General features: G+C 70.7%; 18 protein-coding genes. 8 read left to right on the top strand and 10 right to left on the bottom strand.

Features of this window, described 5'->3' with window-relative positions; all coding sequences use genetic code 11:
* Positions 1–4: 4 nt before the first annotated feature.
* The 4 genes from KYK13_RS10365 to KYK13_RS10350 form a co-directional block, all read right to left on the bottom strand.
* On the bottom strand, positions 5–1,417 hold the full coding sequence (locus KYK13_RS10365; RefSeq protein ID WP_223643903.1) for a type IV pilus twitching motility protein PilT: 1,413 nt from the start codon (positions 1,415–1,417) through the stop codon (positions 5–7).
* Between the two features lie 143 nt (positions 1,418–1,560).
* Positions 1,561–1,962, bottom strand: coding sequence for a 30S ribosomal protein S9 (rpsI, locus tag KYK13_RS10360; RefSeq protein ID WP_120526842.1), 402 nt, complete (start codon positions 1,960–1,962; stop codon positions 1,561–1,563).
* Positions 1,963–1,971: 9 nt separating this feature from the next.
* On the bottom strand, positions 1,972–2,418 hold the full coding sequence (gene rplM, locus KYK13_RS10355) for a 50S ribosomal protein L13 (RefSeq protein WP_223643902.1): 447 nt from the start codon (positions 2,416–2,418) through the stop codon (positions 1,972–1,974).
* A gap of 191 nt (positions 2,419–2,609) precedes the next feature.
* Positions 2,610–4,676 carry an ATP-dependent helicase gene (locus tag KYK13_RS10350; protein ID WP_223643901.1) on the bottom strand — a complete coding sequence of 689 codons (2,067 nt, stop codon included), beginning with the start codon at positions 4,674–4,676 and terminating at the stop codon, positions 2,610–2,612.
* 34 nt (positions 4,677–4,710) lie between these two features.
* Between KYK13_RS10350 and KYK13_RS10345 the strand changes: the two genes are divergently transcribed.
* Entirely contained in the window at positions 4,711–5,271 is a 561-nt protein-coding gene (locus tag KYK13_RS10345) for a hypothetical protein (protein ID WP_223643900.1), read from the top strand.
* Between the two features lie 22 nt (positions 5,272–5,293).
* Positions 5,294–5,797, top strand: coding sequence for a caib/baif family protein (locus tag KYK13_RS10340; protein ID WP_370645331.1), 504 nt, complete (start codon positions 5,294–5,296; stop codon positions 5,795–5,797).
* Between the two features lie 25 nt (positions 5,798–5,822).
* Here KYK13_RS10340 and KYK13_RS10335 read toward each other — a convergent pair whose 3' ends face one another.
* Together KYK13_RS10335 and KYK13_RS10330 are read right to left on the bottom strand one after the other, a co-directional pair.
* On the bottom strand, positions 5,823–7,001 hold the full coding sequence (locus tag KYK13_RS10335; RefSeq protein WP_223643899.1) for a class I SAM-dependent rRNA methyltransferase: 1,179 nt from the start codon (positions 6,999–7,001) through the stop codon (positions 5,823–5,825).
* A gap of 9 nt (positions 7,002–7,010) precedes the next feature.
* Complete coding sequence (locus KYK13_RS10330; RefSeq protein ID WP_223643898.1) at positions 7,011–8,264, bottom strand: metallopeptidase family protein; 1,254 nt, start codon at positions 8,262–8,264, stop codon at positions 7,011–7,013.
* 105 nt (positions 8,265–8,369) lie between these two features.
* Between KYK13_RS10330 and KYK13_RS10325 the strand changes: the two genes are divergently transcribed.
* Positions 8,370–8,951 (top strand): nucleoside triphosphate pyrophosphatase, encoded by a 582-nt coding sequence (locus KYK13_RS10325; protein WP_223643897.1) that lies wholly within the window; start codon positions 8,370–8,372, stop codon positions 8,949–8,951.
* Between the two features lie 21 nt (positions 8,952–8,972).
* Here KYK13_RS10325 and KYK13_RS10320 read toward each other — a convergent pair whose 3' ends face one another.
* Positions 8,973–9,935: a DHH family phosphoesterase gene (locus KYK13_RS10320; RefSeq protein ID WP_223643896.1), complete on the bottom strand. Its 963-nt coding sequence runs from the start codon at positions 9,933–9,935 to the stop codon at positions 8,973–8,975.
* Between the two features lie 368 nt (positions 9,936–10,303).
* On the opposite strand from KYK13_RS10320, the gene KYK13_RS10315 reads away from it, so the two are divergent.
* Entirely contained in the window at positions 10,304–10,555 is a 252-nt protein-coding gene (locus KYK13_RS10315) for a hypothetical protein (RefSeq protein WP_223643895.1), read from the top strand.
* Positions 10,556–10,906: 351 nt separating this feature from the next.
* On the opposite strand, the gene KYK13_RS10310 is transcribed toward KYK13_RS10315, so the two are convergent.
* Positions 10,907–12,418 (bottom strand): hypothetical protein, encoded by a 1,512-nt coding sequence (locus KYK13_RS10310; RefSeq protein ID WP_223643894.1) that lies wholly within the window; start codon positions 12,416–12,418, stop codon positions 10,907–10,909.
* A gap of 139 nt (positions 12,419–12,557) precedes the next feature.
* Here KYK13_RS10310 and KYK13_RS10305 point away from each other — a divergent pair, with 139 nt between their 5' ends.
* On the top strand, positions 12,558–13,355 hold the full coding sequence (locus tag KYK13_RS10305) for a TatD family hydrolase (protein WP_223643893.1): 798 nt from the start codon (positions 12,558–12,560) through the stop codon (positions 13,353–13,355).
* Between the two features lie 29 nt (positions 13,356–13,384).
* Positions 13,385–14,284 (top strand): ThiF family adenylyltransferase, encoded by a 900-nt coding sequence (locus KYK13_RS10300; protein ID WP_223643892.1) that lies wholly within the window; start codon positions 13,385–13,387, stop codon positions 14,282–14,284.
* Between the two features lie 18 nt (positions 14,285–14,302).
* Here the strand turns inward: KYK13_RS10300 and KYK13_RS10295 are convergent, their stop codons facing one another.
* On the bottom strand, positions 14,303–15,268 hold the full coding sequence (locus tag KYK13_RS10295) for a PD-(D/E)XK nuclease family protein (RefSeq protein ID WP_223643891.1): 966 nt from the start codon (positions 15,266–15,268) through the stop codon (positions 14,303–14,305).
* 143 nt (positions 15,269–15,411) lie between these two features.
* Between KYK13_RS10295 and mutY the strand changes: the two genes are divergently transcribed.
* Positions 15,412–16,599 carry an A/G-specific adenine glycosylase gene (mutY, locus tag KYK13_RS10290; protein ID WP_223643890.1) on the top strand — a complete coding sequence of 396 codons (1,188 nt, stop codon included), beginning with the start codon at positions 15,412–15,414 and terminating at the stop codon, positions 16,597–16,599.
* A gap of 199 nt (positions 16,600–16,798) precedes the next feature.
* Positions 16,799–17,038 (top strand): DUF2934 domain-containing protein, encoded by a 240-nt coding sequence (locus KYK13_RS10285; protein WP_223643889.1) that lies wholly within the window; start codon positions 16,799–16,801, stop codon positions 17,036–17,038.
* 28 nt (positions 17,039–17,066) lie between these two features.
* Here KYK13_RS10285 and KYK13_RS10280 read toward each other — a convergent pair whose 3' ends face one another.
* Positions 17,067–18,161 carry a hypothetical protein gene (locus KYK13_RS10280; RefSeq protein ID WP_223643888.1) on the bottom strand — a complete coding sequence of 365 codons (1,095 nt, stop codon included), beginning with the start codon at positions 18,159–18,161 and terminating at the stop codon, positions 17,067–17,069.
* Positions 18,162–18,178: the final 17 nt, after the last annotated feature.

Genomic DNA, 18,178 nt, shown 5'->3' with positions numbered 1-18,178 from the left:
CCCGCTAGAAGCGTTCGATCTGGAAGTCGTCGTCGCCCCCGGCCGCCGGAGCCGGCGCGGGCACCGGGGCGGGCGTGGGCGGACGGGCGGCCCCCTGCGGAGGCAGGGGCCGGCCCTGGACCCCGCCTGGCGGCGGGGCGGCGGGACGCGGCGCCGCGACGCCGGGCGGAGGCGTCATGGGACGGCCAGCCATGGGCGCACCGGGGCGAGCGGCCTGGGGCGCGGGCGCGGGGGCCGCCGGGGCGGCCTGGGTGGGCGCGCCCTTCTGCGCGAAGGACTGCGAGCCCGGGATGGGCCGCTCCTCGCCGGCCTTGGCGTCGAAGGCGTCCCACTTCGAGTCGGACGTGCCGCTGATGCCGGAGAAGCGCAGCGCGAAGTCGTCCGGGTTGCTGGCCTGACGGTGGGCCTCGTCGTAGGTGACCAGGCCGTTGCGCACCAGGCTCATCAGCGACTGGTCGAAGGTCTGCATCCCGTAGGAGTCCGTGCCCTGCGAGATGGCGTCGTGGATCTCCTTCGTGCGGTCCTTGTCCTCGATCAGCTCGCGCACGCGCGCCGTGACGCGCAGCACCTCCACCGCCGCCACGCGGCCCTTGCCGTCCGCGCGCGGGACGAGGCGCTGGCTGACCACGCCGCGCAGCACGCTGGAGAGCTGCAGGCGCACCTGTTTCTGCTGGTGCGGGGGGAACGCGGACACGATGCGGTTGATGGTCTCCGTGGCGTCCAGCGTGTGCAGCGTGGACATCACCAGGTGGCCCGTCTCCGCGGCGTGGAGCGCCGTTTCGATGGTCTCGTGGTCGCGCATTTCGCCCACCAGGATGACGTCCGGGTCCTGGCGCAGCGCGGACTTCAGGGCCTGCGAGAAGCTCATCGTGTCCACACCCACTTCGCGCTGGTTCACGATGGAGCGCTTGTCGCGGATGAGGAACTCGATGGGGTCCTCGATGGTCATGATGTGGTTGGTTTCGTTGGAGTTGATGTAGTCGATCATCGCCGCCAACGTGGTGGACTTGCCGGAGCCCGTGGTGCCCGTCACCAGCACCAGGCCGCGTTCCTCGCCACACACCTTCTCCAGCACCGTGGGCAACAGCAGGTCCTTCATCGTCATCACCTTGAAGGGGATGACGCGGAGCACGGCGCCCACCGTGCCGCGCTGCTGGAAGACGTTCACGCGGAAGCGGCCCAGGCCCGGCACGCCGTAGGCCAGGTCCACTTCGTTGCTGACCTTGAACTTCTCCTTCTGGAACTCGTTCATGATGCCGAACGCCATGCGCGCCACCTCCTCCGGCGGCAGGCGGCGGCCGTCCTTGAGCGGCACGAGCGAACCGTCCACGCGGAACATGGGCGGCAGGCCCGCCTTCAGGTGGATGTCGGACGCTCCGCCGCGCAGGGCGATCTGCAGGATTTCGTTGAGTTCCATGAGGGTGCCCGGATGCTAGCAGAACGCCCGCGCGCATCGCGACGGGGCGCTGCCCACCCGCTCGCCCAGAAAGCACGACGGCGGAGGCTTCCCGAGGGAAACCTCCGCCGAAGAGCGGCCGGACAGCTGGCCGGCAAGCGGGATTAGCGCTTGGAGAACTGGAACCGACGACGGGCGCCGGGCTGGCCGTACTTCTTGCGCTCGACCGCGCGGGCGTCACGGGTGAGGAAGCCGGCCTTCTTCAGCGCCGGACGGAACTCCGGGTTGAAGGCGCACAGGGCGCGCGCGATGCCGTGGCGGATGGCGCCGGCCTGGCCGGAGAGACCGCCGCCGCGCACGTTGACCGTGACGTCCAGCTTGCCCTTCTGCTCGAGGATCTCGAGGGGCTGGTTGAGCACCATCTTCGACGTCTCACGGCCGAAGTACTCGTTGATGTCGCGGCCGTTGATGACGACGGCGCCGTTGCCAGGACGCACCCACACGCGGGCGGTGGCCTCCTTGCGGCGGCCCGTGGCGTAGAAACCAAGTTCAGGATTGATCGCCATGGCTGTTCCTTACGCCTCGACCTTGTACGCCACCGGCTTCTGCGCGGTGTGCGGATGGGTGTCACCAGCATACACCTTGAGCTTCGTCATCATCTGACGGCCCAGGGCGTTGCGGGGAAGCATGCGGCGCACCGCGTTGAGGATGATGTCCTCAGGGTGGCGCTGACGCAGCTTCGCGAGGTTGGTGATCTTCAGGGCGCCCGGGAAGCCGGCGTAGGGGTGACGGTAGTACTGCTTGTCCGTCTCCTTCGTGCCCGTCACCTTCACCTTGTCGGCGTTGATGACGATGACGTGGTCACCCGTGTCGATGGACGGGGTGTACGTCGGCTTGTGCTTGCCCTTCAGGAGGGTGGCGATCTGACTGGCGGCGCGACCAAGCACCTTGTCGGACACGTCGATGACGTGCCACTGGCGCTTGATGTCCCCAGCCTTGGCGCTGTAGGTCTTCTGCGACATTTCGTGCACTCCAGACTTCGGCGCGACACCCAGGTGCATGCCAGGGGTCGCGTGCTCGTGCGAACCAACCGCGAGTCTTCCGCCAAAACTCCGACAGAAGCCCGGAAAGGCCGACCCTCCTAGTCGGACGGCCGGATCAAGTCAAGGTCAGGCGTACATCGCCGGGGAATCCAGGCCTGAGCCGCCCACCGTCAGGGCGCCCGGCCCGGCGTGCCCGGCCCCGGCCCCCCGGCGGCGGGCTTCTTGAAGCGCTCCTTCAGGTTGGCGAAGAAGTTCTTCTCCTTCTCGTCCGGAGGGCCCTGACGCGGCGCGTCCATGTCCACGACCTCGATGGCGTCCGGGGGGAGGTCCTCCAGGAAGCGCGAGGGCGTGCGGGGGACCTCCTTGCCGCGCTTCACGCGGGTGGTGGCGCGGGTGAGGTAGAGCTGCTCCTTGGCGCGGGTAATGCCCACGTAGCAGAGGCGGCGCTCCTCCTCGAGGTTCTGCGCCTCGCCCTGCATGCCGCCGTGGGGCATCAGGTCCTCCTCCATGCCGATGAAGAAGACGAGCCGGTACTCCAGGCCCTTGGAGGCGTGCAGGGACATCAGGGTCACGCGCTTGTTCTGCCCTGGCACCTCCTCCTCTTCCTGGCGCGTGTCCAGGCTGAGGCGGTTCAGGTACGTGAGGAGGCTGGCCTTGGGGCCCTCGCGCTTCTCGAAGTTCTCCAGGGAGGTGAGGACCTGGTCCACGCCCTTGAGCTTCTTGTCCGCGGCGGTGCCGGACGTGGCCTTGGCGCGGGTGGCCTCCCGGAAGCCAATCTCCTCCAGCAGCATCTTCGTGGCCTCGGACAGGCGGGGCGTCTGGGCGAAGGCCTCGCGGTAGCGCTCCACCATCTCCACGAACTCCAGGACCTTGCCGCCCGCGCCGGAGGGCAGGTCGTCGTAGGTGTCCGCGCGGCGCATCACCGTCCAGAGCGTCACCCCTTCGGCCTGCGCGTGCGCGTGCAGCCGCTCCATGGTGACGTCGCCAATGCCACGCGAGGGCACGTTGACGATGCGCATGAGGGAGATTTCGTCCAGCTTGTTCGCCAGCACCTTGAAGTAGGCGATGACGTCCTTCACCTCGCTGCGGTCGAAGAACTCGCTGCCACCGACGACTTCGTAGCCGATGTTCTTCTCCCGCAGCATCTCCTCCACGGGGCGGGACTGGCCGTTGGTGCGGTAGAGCACCGCGATCTCATCCGCGGGCATGCCCAGGGCCATGTGCTTCTGGATTTCGTGCGCGACGAAGCGGGCCTCCTCCTCGTCGTTGGGGCACGCCACCACCTTCACCCGTGCACCGCCCGTCCGGTCGGTCCACATGCGCTTGTCCTTGCGCTCCGGGTTCTTGGCGATGACGGCGTTGGCCGCGTCCAGGATGCGCGCGGACGAGCGGTAGTTCTGCTCCAGCCGCACCTCCTTGCCGCCCGGGAAGTGCCGCTCGAAGTCCAGGATGTTGCGCACCTCCGCGCCGCGCCAGGAGTAGATGCACTGGTCGTCGTCGCCCACCGCGCACACGTTCCTGGACTCGCCCGCGAGCAGCTTGAGCAGGTCCAATTGCGCGTGGTTGGTGTCCTGGAACTCGTCCACCAGGAGGTAGCGGAAGCGCTGGGTGTACTTGCGGTGCAGGTCCGCGTGCTCGCGCAACAGGCGCGCGGGCAGCACCAGGAGGTCGTCGAAGTCCACCGAGCCCTGCGCCTTCAGCGCGAGCTGGTAGTCCGCGAAGATCATCGACGTGATGAGGTCGTAGTCGTCCCCCATGCCCTCCGGCTTGGGCTGGGGCGCCTCGCCGGAGTTCTTCGCCTTGGAGATGAGGGTGAGGACCTTGCGCGCGTCGAAGGCGCGGTCGTCGATGCGCTTGTCGCGCATGGCGCGGCGGATGATGGAGAGCTGGTCTCCCATGTCCGCGATGGCGAACTTCCGGGGCCAGCCCAGCCGGTGGATGTCCTCGCGGAGCATCTCCGCGCCGAACGCGTGGAACGTGCAGACGAGCACGCCCTGGGCGCGGGGGCCGGCCATGTGGACCAGCCGCTCCTTCATCTCCGAGGCGGCCTTGTTGGTGAAGGTCACCGCGAGGATGTTGCGGGCCATGATGAGGCCCGGCCGCTCGTTGAGCAGGTGGACGATGCGGTGGGTGATGACCCGCGTCTTGCCGCTGCCAGCGCCCGCCAGCACGAGCAGGGGGCCCTGGAGCGTCACCACGGCCTCGCGCTGAGGAGGATTGAGCTTCGAAAGGTCCATTGCGCGCGGGCCAGGGATACCCTTTGATTCGTCCGTGCGCGACTATTTCCTCCGGCTGGCCATCGCATCATTCGCGCTCGGCGCGGGCGGCGGTTGCCTTGACGACGAACGCACGACCTCTCCCACCCCGCGCGACGTGGTGACGACCGCCGCACCGTGCGTGTACTTCAAGGAATTGACGCCGTTCCTGCCGGAGTCGCTGGAGGGCTTCACGGTGGGCGCCACGGCGGGCTCCACGGGGAAGTACGGCGAGGTGTCCGTGTCGGAGGCGGAGCGCACCTACACCCGGGACGAGGGCCGCGAGGTGAAGGTGCGCATCGTGGACACCACCATGGGGCTGAAGCTGGGGCAGGCCATCCGCGAGGCGGCGCAGAAGGCGAAGGGCCGCGCGGCGAGCGACCCGACGGCGCCCATCCAGTGGAAGGAGGCCGTGGGCTTCGTGCGCTATGACGCGGACGAGGCCGTCGCGGAGGCGAACCTCCTGGTGGGTGACCGGTACGTGGTGGCCATCACCAGCCGCGGCTTCCCCAGCACCGTGGAGGTGCGGCGGGTGGCGCGCGGCATCGACCTGGCCGGGCTGGCCCAACTGCAGTGACTCAAGAGTCCAAGGAGCGTCCGTGGCGGTGAAGGAGAAGGGGTCCCGGCCCCAGACGACCCAGGAGTTGCTGGAGCAGGAAAAGGCGGCGCGGCAGGGCGTGGCGGCCCTGGGCAAGCGCGAGTTCCTGGAGCAACTCCAGAAGCTGTCCAAGAACTACGCGGTGGACCCGGGCAACCCCGGCTCCTACGCGTGCGAGGGCTGTCAGCGCTGCGCCAACTGCATGTTCTGCAAGGACTGCGACAGCTGCCACCAGTGCACGCACTGCACGCAGTGCGCGCTGTGCACCAACTGTTCGCACTGCGTGGAGTGCAAGAACTGCCACGCGTGCGCCTACTGCGTGCAGAGCGAGAACTGCTCCAGCAGCGCGTACGTGGTGATGAGCAAGAACCTGCAGGACTGCAACTACTGCTTCGGGTGCGTGGGACTGTCCAAGAAGGACTTCCACATCCTCAACGTGGGCTTCCCCCGCACGGAGTACTTCAAGGTCGTCAGCCGGCTGCGCAAGGAGCTGGGCCTGCCGTGACGGGAGGCCCCCGCGCGCCCTGGCACTACAGGGCGCGCACGTAGAGGGCCTTGAGGTACTCCGTCTCCGCGAGGCCCGCGAGCACCGGGTGGTCCAGCCCGGCGCCCCGCCGCTCCAGGATCTGCACCGGGCGCTTCGCGTCCGCGGCGGCGTCCAGCACCATGGACTCGAAGCCCTGCCGGTCCAGCTTCCCGGAGCACGAGCACGTGACGAGCAGGCCGTCCGGCTTGAGGCAGCGCAGGGCGCGCAGGTTGAGCTCGTGGTAGGCGCGCAGCGCGGTGGCCAGGCCCTCGCGGCGCTTGGCCAGGCCCGGCGGGTCCAGGACGATGGTGTCGAAGCGGCGGCCCTCCTGGTCGAAGCGGCGCAGCACGTCGAAGGCGTTGGCGTTCTCCACCTTCACGTGGGCGCGGCCGTTGGCCTCCGCGTTCGACTGGATGCGGGAAGCGGCCTTCGCGTCCTGCTCCACCGCGAGCACCGACGTGCAGTGCCTCGCGAGCGCGAGCGCGAAGCCGCCGTGGTAGCTGAAGCAGTCCAGCGCCTCGCCCCGGCCCAGCTCGCCCGCGCGCAGGTGGTTGTCCACCTGGTCCAGGAACGCGCCCGTCTTCATGTCGCCCAGGAGGTCCACGTCGAAGCGGTTGTCGCCCTCGTGGTAGGTGAAGCGCGCGCTGCCCTCGCCGTGCAGCAGGCGCACCTCGCGCGGGAGGCTCTCGAAGTCGCGGCCGGAGGCGTCGTCGCGGCACACCACGTGGCTTGCGCCCGTCCTCTCCACCAGGGCGCGCGCGAGCATCTGCTTGCGCGCGTCCATGCCCTCCGACAGCGTCTGCACCGTGAGGCCCTGGCCGTAGCGGTCCACGAAGAAGCCGGGGAGCAGGTCCGCTTCCCCGTGCACCAGGCGCAGGCCGTCCCGCCCCGGGAGCACCGAGCGGCGGGCGAGCGCGGCCTCCAGGCGGCGGAGGAAGAAGGCGTCATCCACCTTCTCCTCGTTGGGGCCCTTGCGCGTGAGCAGCCGCAGGGCGAGCGGGGAGCGGCGGGCGTAGAGCGCCTGGCCGATGGGGTTGCCCTGCGGATCCACCACCGCCACCACCGCGCCCGGCGTGTCGGTGGCGGGAGCGTCGGTGAGCTCCGTGCGGTACACCCAGGGGGTGCCGCGACGCAGCGTCTTGGCGCCCTTGAGGCTGACCCGGGCGGTGGGAAGGGAAGGCATGTCTTGGGCTCACTCCAGGCCGCGCGCGGCCAGTTCCTCGTCGTCTTCCCCGCGCAGATGCCCGATTTCATGCAGCAGTGTCACGCGAATCTGTTCGCGCAGCTCTTCTGGGGTGCGCACCGCGCGGGCCAGGTTGCGCCGGTAGAGGGCCACCGAGCGGCAGGGCGTCTCCGAACCATCGCAGGGCTCGTGCAGGGACGGGCCCCGGAAGAGGCCCAGGATGGTGGGTGACAGGGGCGGCTGGTTGGCGAGCAGGTCGTCCTCGGAGGGAAGCTCCTCCGTGGTCACCGGCACGCCCTCCAGGTCGCGGCGCATGTCCGCGGGCAGGTCCGCCATGGCGCGCGTCACCTGGGCCTTGAACTCGTCCGCCGACGGCAGGGGGGGCGGGGGGAAGTCCTCCGGCTCCAGCGCGCGGGCCTTCTGGAAGTGCTCCTCCGCCTTGGCCCACTGGCCTTCGCGCTCCAGCAGGAGGCCCAGGTGCTGGTGCGCGTGCGCCGCGCGGTCCTTGTCCTTCAGGAGCGACGCGAAGGCCACCTTCGCCTCGCGGAAGCGGCACAGCTCGAAGAGGGCCAGGGCCTTCTCGTACTTCGCCTCGGCGTTGCCCGGCTCGCGGGCGAGCACGAGGGTGGCGCGGTCCAGCGCCTGCTCCGCCTGCCCCAGGTCGTTGAAGGCCATGGCCGCCACCAGCGCCAGCGACGGCACGAGCTCCGGGGGCGTGGAGGGCTGGGACAGGCCGCGCTCGGCGTAGAGGGCGCCCAGTTCGTCCCGCTCGCGCGTGGAGGGCAGCTGCACCGCGTACAGGTGCGCGGCGCCCAGCAGCGCGTCCGCGTCCCCCGGGTCGATGGCCAGCGCGCGGGCGTAGGCGAGCTGCGCCTCCGGCTCGCGGTTGAGCGCGGCCAGGGCGGCGCCGCGTTCCGCGTGGGCGGCGGCGAGGTCCGGCTCCAGCGCGGCGGCCTGCGCGGCGCAGGAGAGCGCCTGCTCGTACTGGCCGGCGTCGTAGTAGTCCCGGGCCGCGTCCAGGGGCGCTCCCCCCTTCGCGTCGCAGACCGCCAGCGGGTGCACCTCCGCGACCGCGTCGTCCGGGCGCGTGACGGAGGCGCGAGGGCCCGCGTCCAGGGGGCCTTCCGCGAGCGCACCCGCGTCGGCCTCCTCGGCGGCGGTGGCCACGCCCGCGTCCGTGCCCGCGTCGGCGGCCGCCGGAGGGTTCCGTTTGCAGGAGGCGAGCAGAAGCAGACAGACAGCGAGCAGACCGCGCCGCGACATGGGCGGGGAGGCTATGGCATCCGCCCCATGCACAGGAAGCGGGGACGTGCCTGCCCGCTCGAGGGGTCCCCTCCCCTCCCCTGCTGCATTACCCTCCGGCCTCCCATGAGAGAGCTCATCCTGGCATCCACCTCCAGCGCGCGCCGGGCCCTGATGGACGGGCTGGGCGTGCCCTACCGCACCGAGGCCCCCGGCGTGGACGAGCACGTCCCCGCGGACCTGTCCGCCGATGAAGCCGTCCGCATGCTCGCCGTGCGCAAGGCCCGCGCCGTCCAGGAGCGCCACCCGGAGGCCTGGGTGCTGGGCGCGGATCAACTGGTGGAGGTGGGCCGGGACGTGCTGGGCAAGCCCCGGGACCGGGACGCGGCGCGGGCGCAGCTCCAGCGCCTGCTGGGGAACACCCACGTCATCCACACCGCCGTGTGCCTGCTGGGCCCGGGCGGCCACCACTCGGAGACCGTGGAGGACACGCGCCTGACGTTCTTCTCCGTCCCGCCGCAGGAGCTGGAGCGCTACCTGGACACCGGCGAGTGGGAGGGCTGCGCGGGCAGCTACCGCGTGGAAGGCCGAGGACAGGCCCTGCTCCAGAAGCTGGAGGGCGACCGCACCAACGTGCAAGGGCTGCCCATGCTGTCGGTGGTGCGGCTCTTGCGGCAGGCGGGCTTCGACCTCTTCGCCCGCCCCTGAGCCCCGGAGAAGGCCCGGCGCTCAGCTGGCGCCGGACAGCTCCGCCAGGATCTCCTGGTACGCGGCGCGGGCCTTGTCGGCCTGGTCCGCCTTGAAGCTCGCCGCGGCCACCACCGGGTGGCCGCCTCCACCGTAGCGGCCGGCGATGGCGGACAGGTCGTGCTTGCGCGTCTCCGGCTTCCACGGGTTGGAGCCCAGCGACACCTTGGCGCGCGACGCGCCCTTGCCCACCCACAGCGTGTAGCGCGCGTCCGGATAGAGCGCGTACGCGATGAACTTGTTGAGGCTGTCCACGCCCTCGTCCACCAGGTCGAAGAAGACGACGCCGTTCTCGTAGCGGGCCTTCTCGCGCACGAGGTCGATGTTGCGCTGGTGCCTGAAGAGCAGCGGCTCCAAAGGAGCGGAGATGAGCGGCGACCGGGCGATGTCCGCCAGCGACTCCGTCTGCATGCGCCGGATGACCTCCGGGATGAGCGTGTCGTCCTTCGTCGCCTCCAGCACCGTCATGATGCGCAGCGCGGGCTCCTCCAGCGCCACCGCCATCTGGGGGCTGGGGAACTGCGCGCCGTCGATGATCTCCGCCCAGTGCAAGAGGTCCTTCAGCGGGGACGCGTCCCAGCCGAAGCGCTCGCGCGCCACGTCCGCCAGGTACAGCGTGCAGCTCTTGCGATGCGGGTCGTGGAACTTCCGGCCGCTCGTGTCTCGCTGGAAATGGGGCTCGTCGCCGGGCTGCTGGAACGCGGAGGCGTGGTGGTCGAACCACCAGGTCAGGCGCGCGTCCTGGCTGTAGCGGAAGTCGACGATGACGTTCTCGTCGCCGGTGAACACGGCCGGGTCGATGCCCTCCGCGCCCGGCTTGTGGGCGAGCCCCCGGTAGCTGAACGTCGCATCCGCGCGGACGCGCTCCCGGTAGAAGCGGGTGAAGACCGCGGCGCTGGCCGCGCCGTCGAAACAGTTGTCGTGGAAGAGGACCTGGACTCGCATGGGCGCCCGCCCTCTACCCCAAAGCCCCGCCGCGTCCCAACCGCACCGTGGTCGCTCGGCCGCAGGGGCTGTGGCCAGGGGGTGACACCTGACCCGGCCCTGTCAGGCGAGTCCCACGCAACGGATGCGCGACATTGAACGATGCGTGGAAATCCGCTCACTGGGTGAACGAAAAACTCGACAGAACGAGGAACGACCCTGAAGGGCTGAAAAAAGGAAGGCCTGCCTGCCCCACGGAAACCCGCTAGCCACAAGGAAAACCCCTGGAACCAGGAACCTGCCGGGGAGCCTGAGCCCTGGCACCTCGCCTGCATGATGTCAGACCGACGAGGTACTCACCCGCGCATCACGAGGTGGCGGGAGGAACCATGGCGAAGCGGACCGCGGTCAAGGCAAAGGGTGGCACGGGGGTGCGGCGGCAGGGTCGGCGGGTGATGCCCGCCTTGCGTCGCACGGCGAAGCGGGCGCGGGTGGCGGCCCAGAAGGCCCAGCTCACCCTGGGCGAGGTCATCGCGGCGGCGTTCGACACGGCGGGCGGAGAGATGAACGGCGTGCTGGAGCTCGTCACGTCCCCGCAGATGACCCGCGCGCTGGGCCGCCGCATCGTCGTCGTGGGCTGAAGGAAGCACCCGGCGTCCCGGCCCCGTGAAGCCCAGGCCGTGCTCCTGTTCCGGAGCGCGCGGGCCCCGGCGCCGTCGCGACACGGCTGTCAGTCATCCTCCACCAGGTGCCGCGTTTCGCGTGAGCGCGGGTGGAGTTCCTCCCCTCTCCATTTCGTCCGGAACCTGGACCCGCAAGACTGGGAAGCGGATCCGCGCGGGTTCATCCAGACCCGGCGCTGCCCGCGTTCGTCACTTCGCGCGGGGTGCGCCGCGCGCTTCGCACCCAAAACGCGACGGCCCGTGCTCCCTCGTGAAACGGGGAACACGGGCCGGGAAGCCCCGGAGCGCGGGGCTTGGGACACCGGGGTGCTAGCGGGGCTGCCAGCGCGGGCGGTAGTCGTCCCCCTCGCTCGTCAGCGCCGTGAACGTGGTCTTCATGTGGACGATGGGCGCGCCGGCGGGCTGGCCCGAGACCGGGTTGATGGCCTGCACCGTGAGCGCGCCACTCTGGATGTAGGCCACGAAGGCGCTGTCCGGGGAGAACGACGGCAGCGTGGCGTTCTCCGCGAGCTGCACCGGGTCGCCGACCGGCGCGCCCGTGGTGGTGTCCACGCGCTGCAGGAAGATGACGTTGCCCGCCGTGGTGCCGCACAGGGTCGCGCCGGTGTTGCCGCACAGGATGGCCGCGTTGCCGATGAGCTGGTAGTACGCGCGCACGTACGCCACCCAGCTGCCGTCCGGCGCCCAGTTCGGGTTCGCGATGTACGAATCCACGGAGCCGCCCGCGGCGGGCTGGGAGGTGCTCGCCGCGATCGTCGTGGGCGTGCCGCCCCCCGTCACCGGCAGCGAGTACAGCTGCAGCACCGGGGTCGCGACGCCGCCGAAGGTCACGGTCTTGTTGTCCGGATTGGCCAGGAAGAGCAGCTGCGAGTTGACGCGGTTGAAGTGCGGCTGCTCAGCCGTGGTGGGCGAACCCGCGAGCGGGGTCGGCGCGCCGCCGTTCGTGGAGACGAGGATGCCCGTGCCCGAGGCGCTGTACGCGAGCTCCGTGCCGTTGGGCCCCCACTCCGGGAAGGTGCCGTTGGGGGTGACCGTCGTGGGCGTGCCGCCCGTCGCCGCGATGGTGGAGATGCCCGAGTTGCCGCGCACCCAGACGATGAGGTTGCCCGGCTCCCACTCCATGTAGCGGATGCGCGCGTCGCCGGCGGCCGTGCCCGTCGTCAGCACCGTGGGGGTGGTGGCCGTGAGCGGCACCGGAAGCACCGCGAGCTCACCCGTGGGCTCGACGACGTTCCCCTGCACGAAGGCCACCTGGGGGCCGCCCGGGCCGAAGCGCGGGTAGGCGCTGGGGACGCCGGCCGCGGAGAGCTGCGTCATCCCGGCCACGTCGTCGTAGGCCGTCACCACCGCGACCGTGCTCGTGCCGGCGTCGCCGGCCGCCACGCCATTGGCCGTCACGGCGATGAGGAGCGACTGACAGGTGTTGGCCTCGCAGCGCAGGCCCGCCATGCACTCGGCGGACGCGGTGCATGCGCCGCCCTTGGCCACGGTCATGCCTGCGTCCGTGCCGGCGTCCATCCCCGTGCCCGCGTCGGTGCCCGCATCCATCCCCGTGCCCGCGTCCACCTCCGTGCCCGCATCCATCCCCGTGCCCGCGTCCACCTCCGTGCCCGCATCCACCTCCGTGCCCGCGTCCACGATCGGCTCGGGCACGAAGGCCTGCAGCTGGCACTTGTTGTCCGGGTTGCAGATCCACTGCTGGCCCTCGGGTGGCGTGCCCTTGTCACGGCAGTCGAACTGATCGACGCACTCGTCGCTGCAGCCCGTCCCCAGTACGGCCAACGCCCCGAACAACGCCCCCAACACCACTCGCTTGGTCATTTCCACGCCTCCCACATCGCGATGGATCCAAAGTCAGGCGGCGCGTCATACCTTCGCGCTCGCGGGTGTCGGGATGCCCTGAAGGGCTCCGCATCCGGGCTTGTCAGTGATTGAACGGGTCTGTGACGAAGGGTGCTCAATGATCGACACGCACTGCCATCTGGACGCCTCGCGCTTCGACCCGGACCGCGACAGCGTTGTCACACGTGCCTGGGCCGCGGGGCTGCACGGCATCCTCATCCCCGCGGTGGGCCCGGACACGTGGGAGCCGCTGCTCCAGCTGCCGCGCAGGGATGCGCGCATCCAGGTGGGGCTGGGCATCCATCCCCAGTTCCTGCCGGACCTGCCACCGGAGGAGGACGGCGCGCACCTGGAGCGGCTGGACGCGCTCCTGGCCCGGGGCGGCGCGGTCGCGGTGGGCGAGTGCGGCCTGGACGGCCCGTCCCTCCCGGGCGCCCCGCTGGAGCGGCAGCTGGCGGTGCTGCGCGGGCACCTGACCCTGGCGCGCAAGCACGGGCTGCCGGTGCTGATGCACTGCCACCGGCTGCACCCGGCGCTGATGGAGCTCTTGAAGGCGGAAGAATGGCCGGAGGCCGGCGTGCTGATGCACAGCTACAGCGGCGGCGCGGAGCTGGCGCGCTTCTACATCCAGAAGGGCTGTCACTTCTCCTTCGCGGGCCCGGTGACGTGGGCGGAGGCGCGCAAGCCCCTGGACGCCCTGCGCGTGATTCCGGCGGACCGGCTGGTGGCGGAGACGGACGCGCCGGACCAGGCGCCCACGCCCTTCCGGGGGCAGCGCTCGGAGCCGGGCTACCTGCCCCACATCCTCGCGGGCATGGCGCAGGCGCGGGGGGAGCCGGTGGAGGTGCTCGCCCAGCGGACGACCGAGAATGCCCGACGCCTGTTCCGGGAAGCTTTCCCCTCCCCTTCGCGGTAGGCGAGCGTCGCGTGATAGAGGAGCCCTTCATGAACCCGCAGCCCGCCCCCACCCCCACCGCCGAGCCGGAGGCGTCCTCCGCCTCCCCGGCCGCTTCGAACGCCGTCGCGCCGGCGGCCTCGCTCGCGAAGCCCTTCAAGCTGTCGCGCCGCTTCGACCGCACGGCGCGCCTCCTGGGCGACAACGCCATGGAGCGGCTGGCCAACGCGCACGTGGTGGTGTTCGGCCTGGGCGGCGTGGGCAGCTTCACCGCGGAGGGCCTGGTGCGCAGCGGCGTGGGCCGGCTGACGCTGGTGGACCACGACGACGTGTGCGTCACCAACACCAACCGCCAGCTGCACGCGACGGTGAAGTCGGTGGGCCGGTCGAAGGCGGAGCTGATGGCCCAGCGCTGCCAGGACATCAACCCGATGGCGAAGGTGGAGGCCGTGCGCGAGTTCTACCGCGAGGAGCTGGCGGAGACGCTGCTACCCGCGGGCAGGTACGACTTCGTGGTGGACGCCATCGACAACGTGAAGGCGAAGCTGCACCTGCTGCACCGGTGCGTGACGCTGGGCCTGCCGGTGGTCAGCTCCATGGGCGCGGCGGGACGCCTGGACCCCACGGCCATCCGCGTGGAGGACCTGAGCGAGACGCACATGGACCCCTTCGCCAAGGACATCCGCAAGCTGCTCAAGCGCAAGTACGGCGTGGAGACGGAGCGCCACACGGGCATCACCGCCGTGTACTCCATCGAGACGCGCCGGCAGCCGGTGCCGCTCAACTACGACGACGCGACCGACGGCTTCCTGTGCGTCTGCCCGCAGGACAACGAGTTCCACACCTGCGACCACCGCACGCAGATTGACGGCAGCGTGGCCTTCGTCACCTCCGCCTTCGGCATGAACGCCGCGGGCGTGGTGGTGCGCCGGCTGGCGTCCGCGCGCTGAGCGGCTTCAGGAGGCGTTTCAGGCGACTCGGGGCCGGGCCTGCGTCACCGCGGGCTCCCGGCCACACGGGCGGCGGAAGACGCAGCGGGCGCAGACGTCCAGGTTCCCCGTCTGCGGGAAGGCCTCCGCCTCCTTGGGCGTGTTGGTGGCGGGGTCCTTGAGCAGCGAACGCATCCCCTCCACGCTGCGGGCGAAGTGCTGGCGGAAGGAGTCCATGGCGGACGGGTCCACCGTCACGTCGTGCTCCAGGCCCTCGTTGAGGTACACGAGCGACGCACGCACCTTCTCCAGCGGGTAGCGGTAGCGCTGCGCGATGTAGAGCGCGTAGCCCAGCACCTGTTCGTCGTAGCCGTCGCGCGAGCGGCCCGTCTTCCAGTCCACCACCACGACGGAGCCCTCGGCGTCCACGTAGGCGAAGTCCGGGATGGCGAAGGTCTTCACCCCGTCCATGACGAAGTGGGCGAAGTCGAAGCCCGCGTCCACCTCCAGCCACTGCGCGGGCTTGAGCCCCTTCGCCACCGCGGGCCAGCGCGACTGGAAGAACCACGCGAGCGCGGAGCGCACCGTCTCGAAGTTCTGCTTCCAGGACTCGTTGGGGACGTCCTCGCCGTACTCGTGCTCCGCGAGGCCGGTGAAGGGCTTGCGGTACTTCGTCGTCCAGTAGGCCTTGGAGCGCGAGTGCCGGAAGTCGTCCTGCATCAGCTTGTGCGTGCGCGCCTCCACCTTCGCGGGGTCCACGTCGCGGCCGGCGCGCCAGTCCAGGAGCACGTCCTTGAGGGCCTCGTGCACGATGCTGCCCGCCCAGGTGTAGCGGTTGTGCAGCTTCTTGAGGACGTAGAGCTCGCGCACGTCCTTCGCGGCCTCCGCCTCCCAGCCGCCCCAGGAGCGGTAGTAGTAGAGGTAGTAGGCCCGGAGGCACTCGGTGAACTTCTCGTGCCGGCTCTTGGACCAGGAGAAGTCGTTGGTGATGGGAGGGCGGGCCATGGACGCGGGGCATCCTATAGACGATCGCCCGCCTCGCCAGAAGAGGGACGGCCGGCCGGACAACCCCCCCCTTTCGTTGGCGAAAACGGTGGGCGCGCCCGACCACATGGGTTAGGTGCCGCGCTCCCCCCGCGAAGAATCACATGAGCCCACGCAAGCGCACCGACACCGGGGCACTCCCCGCCCCTGTCTCCCCTGAACGCCACACGGCCCTGCATGATCCGCTGCTCTCCTGGTACGACCGGAACAAGCGCGACCTGCCCTGGCGCCGCACGCGCGACCCGTACGCCATCTGGCTCAGCGAGGTCATGCTCCAGCAGACCCAGGTGGCGACGGTCATCCCGTACTGGGAGCGTTTCCTCGCGCGCTTTCCCACGGTGAAGGCGCTGGCCTCCGCGCCCCTGGACGACGTGCTCTCCGGGTGGAAGGGGCTGGGCTACTACTCGCGCGCGCGCAACCTGCACCGCGCGGCGCAGGAGGTGGTGGAGCGCTTCGGCGGGAAGCTCCCGGCCACCGCGGAGGAGCTGCTCACCCTGCCCGGCTTCGGGCGCTACACCTCCGGGGCCGTGGCCTCCATCGCCTTTGGGGAAGAGGCACCCATCGTGGACGGCAACGTGGCGCGCGTGCTGTCGCGCATCTTCGAAGTGGAGGGATTGCCCGGGGACCGCGACCGCGAGGCCACGCTCTGGGCGCTGGCCTCCGCGCTGGTGAAGGGCGAACGTCCCGGTGACTTCAACCAGGCGCTGATGGAGCACGGCGCCACGGTGTGCCGGCCGGAGTCCCCGCTGTGCCTGCTGTGCCCCGTGCGCGACGGGTGCCTCGCGTTCAAGAAGGGCCGCGTGGACGAGCTGCCACCGGCCAAGGTGCGCGCCGCGCCCCGCAAGCTGTTCCTGGCGCTGGCCGTGTGGCCACACGCGGGCACGCTCCTCTTCGCGCGCCGCGCGGACAAGGGCCTCTTCGGCGGCCTGTGGGAGCTGCCCGCCGTGGAGGTGGAGGAGGACACGCCCGAAGCGGAGGCCACGGAGCGGCTGGCCACGACCCTGGGCGCACCGCTCACGTTGACGGGTACGCTGGACAGCGTGCGCCGGCAGCTCACCCACCGCGACCTCACGCTGCGGCTGTTGCGCGTGACGGGCGACCCGCGCCCCACGAAGTCCGCCGCGTTCCAGGAGCTGCGCTGGTGCACGCCCCAGGAGGCGGAGGCGTTGGGCATGAGCACCGCGATGCAACGCGCGCTCGACGCGGCCCTGGGGCACGGCGTGATGGGGACGGAGGCCCCGCCCGCGAAGAAGGCGCCGGGCCGGAGTGCCAGGAAGGCGACCGGCCGCTGAAGCAGCGGGCGGCCTTCCGCTCACGGACCACGCCTCCAGGCCCATTCCTCGAATGGATTTTCCGAGGGGAATCGACCGTTGCACCCTCAACACTTCGCGACCCTGGATGTCGCTCGGGCAACCCCCCACGCCTTGGGTCTCTTCCGTGAGAGAGGGGGTGCGTCCGAAGCTTCAGGCCGCCTTTCCCAGGAGGACCCCCATGGCCCGTCAGAACGCGCAGAAGTCGCAACCGAACCCGGCTCCCAAGGCCGCGCCCGAGCGGACCGAGGACAAGAAGCCGGCGGTCCCGGTGAGCGCGCCCACCAGGAGCGCCGCGCCCACGCAGGAGCAGATCGCCCGCCGCGCCTACGAAATCTTCCAGGCGCGGGGCGGCACGCACGGCAGCCCCGAGCAGGACTGGCACCAGGCCGAACGCGAGCTGCGGCTCGGCCGTCAGTAGCCGCCTTCCGAAGTCCGCCGTCCGCGCGTCAGTGCGCGGGCGGCATCCCCTGGACGGAGGGGCGCTCGGACTCCAGCGCCCGCTTCAGCCGGCGCTGGGCCTGCTTGAGCTCCTCCAGGATGCGCTCCGCGTCCATCACCGAGCGCATCGCCAGGCCGCACGCGGGCGTCAGCAGCACCGTGGACAGCGCGCGCGCGAAGCCGATGTCCCCGGGCAGCGCAGCCTTCAACGACGCCTCCACCGAGTCCGCCAGCTCCTCCACCGAATAGGTGGACGCCAGGTCCGTGGGGATGATGCCCAGGCTGAGCGTGGCGCCGGAGTCGAGGAAGCGCTTGAGCGCGTCCGTCTCCTCCAGCATCGCGTCCAGCGACAGCCGCACATCCAGCGAGACCAGGTCCGCCTGCGCGTCCAGCAGCACGCCCCAGTCCGTGTTGCCGCAGCAGTGGATGCCCACGAGCGCGCCCTCGCGCTGAAGCGCCACCACCAGCAGCCGCAGCTCCTGCTGCGCCAGGAGGTGCTGCGGGTTCATCCGCACGTAGGCGTAGAGGCCGGGCTCGTCCAGGTAGAACAGGGGCGTGGTGCCCGTGCGCTTGAGCGCGCGCACCATGGCCAGCGCGCGCACCATCACCAGCCGGAACAGCGCCGCGTCCAGGCCCGGCACCGACAGCACCGGCTCGCCGGTCGCGGTGCGCACCACGGAGCGCACCGTGAAGGGGCCGGACAGCTGCGCCTTCGCGAACGCGAGCTTGCGGTGCTCCACCTCCCAGAGGAACGGCTTCCACGCGCGGCACGCGTCCGCCGTGGGCTCGAAGTCCTCCAGGTCCTTGGAGGCGAGCGCCGCCTCCAGCCGCTTCTCGAAGGCCTCGCGCCCCGCGGTCCACGCGTCCACGTCCACCGTGCAGACGCCGTCCTCGTCGAAGCGCAGGCCCGGCAGGCCCTCCAGCGCGGCGGGGATCATCAGCTCCGAGGGGTGCCCCACCGGCAGCTGCGGCAGGAACGGGATGTCCAGGGCGAGCGCGGCTTGCAGACCCAGTTCCACCTGGGTGTGCGGCAGGCTGCCAATGCCCGTCGTGGCACACGCGGGCAGGAGCTGGACGGCGCGACGGATGGTGGGCGAAGGCATGGGCGGCAATCTAACCC

It is taken from the genome of Corallococcus sp. EGB, from assembly GCF_019968905.1.
Lineage (GTDB): Bacteria > Myxococcota > Myxococcia > Myxococcales > Myxococcaceae > Corallococcus.
This window is presented reverse-complemented; position numbering and strand designations above follow the sequence as displayed.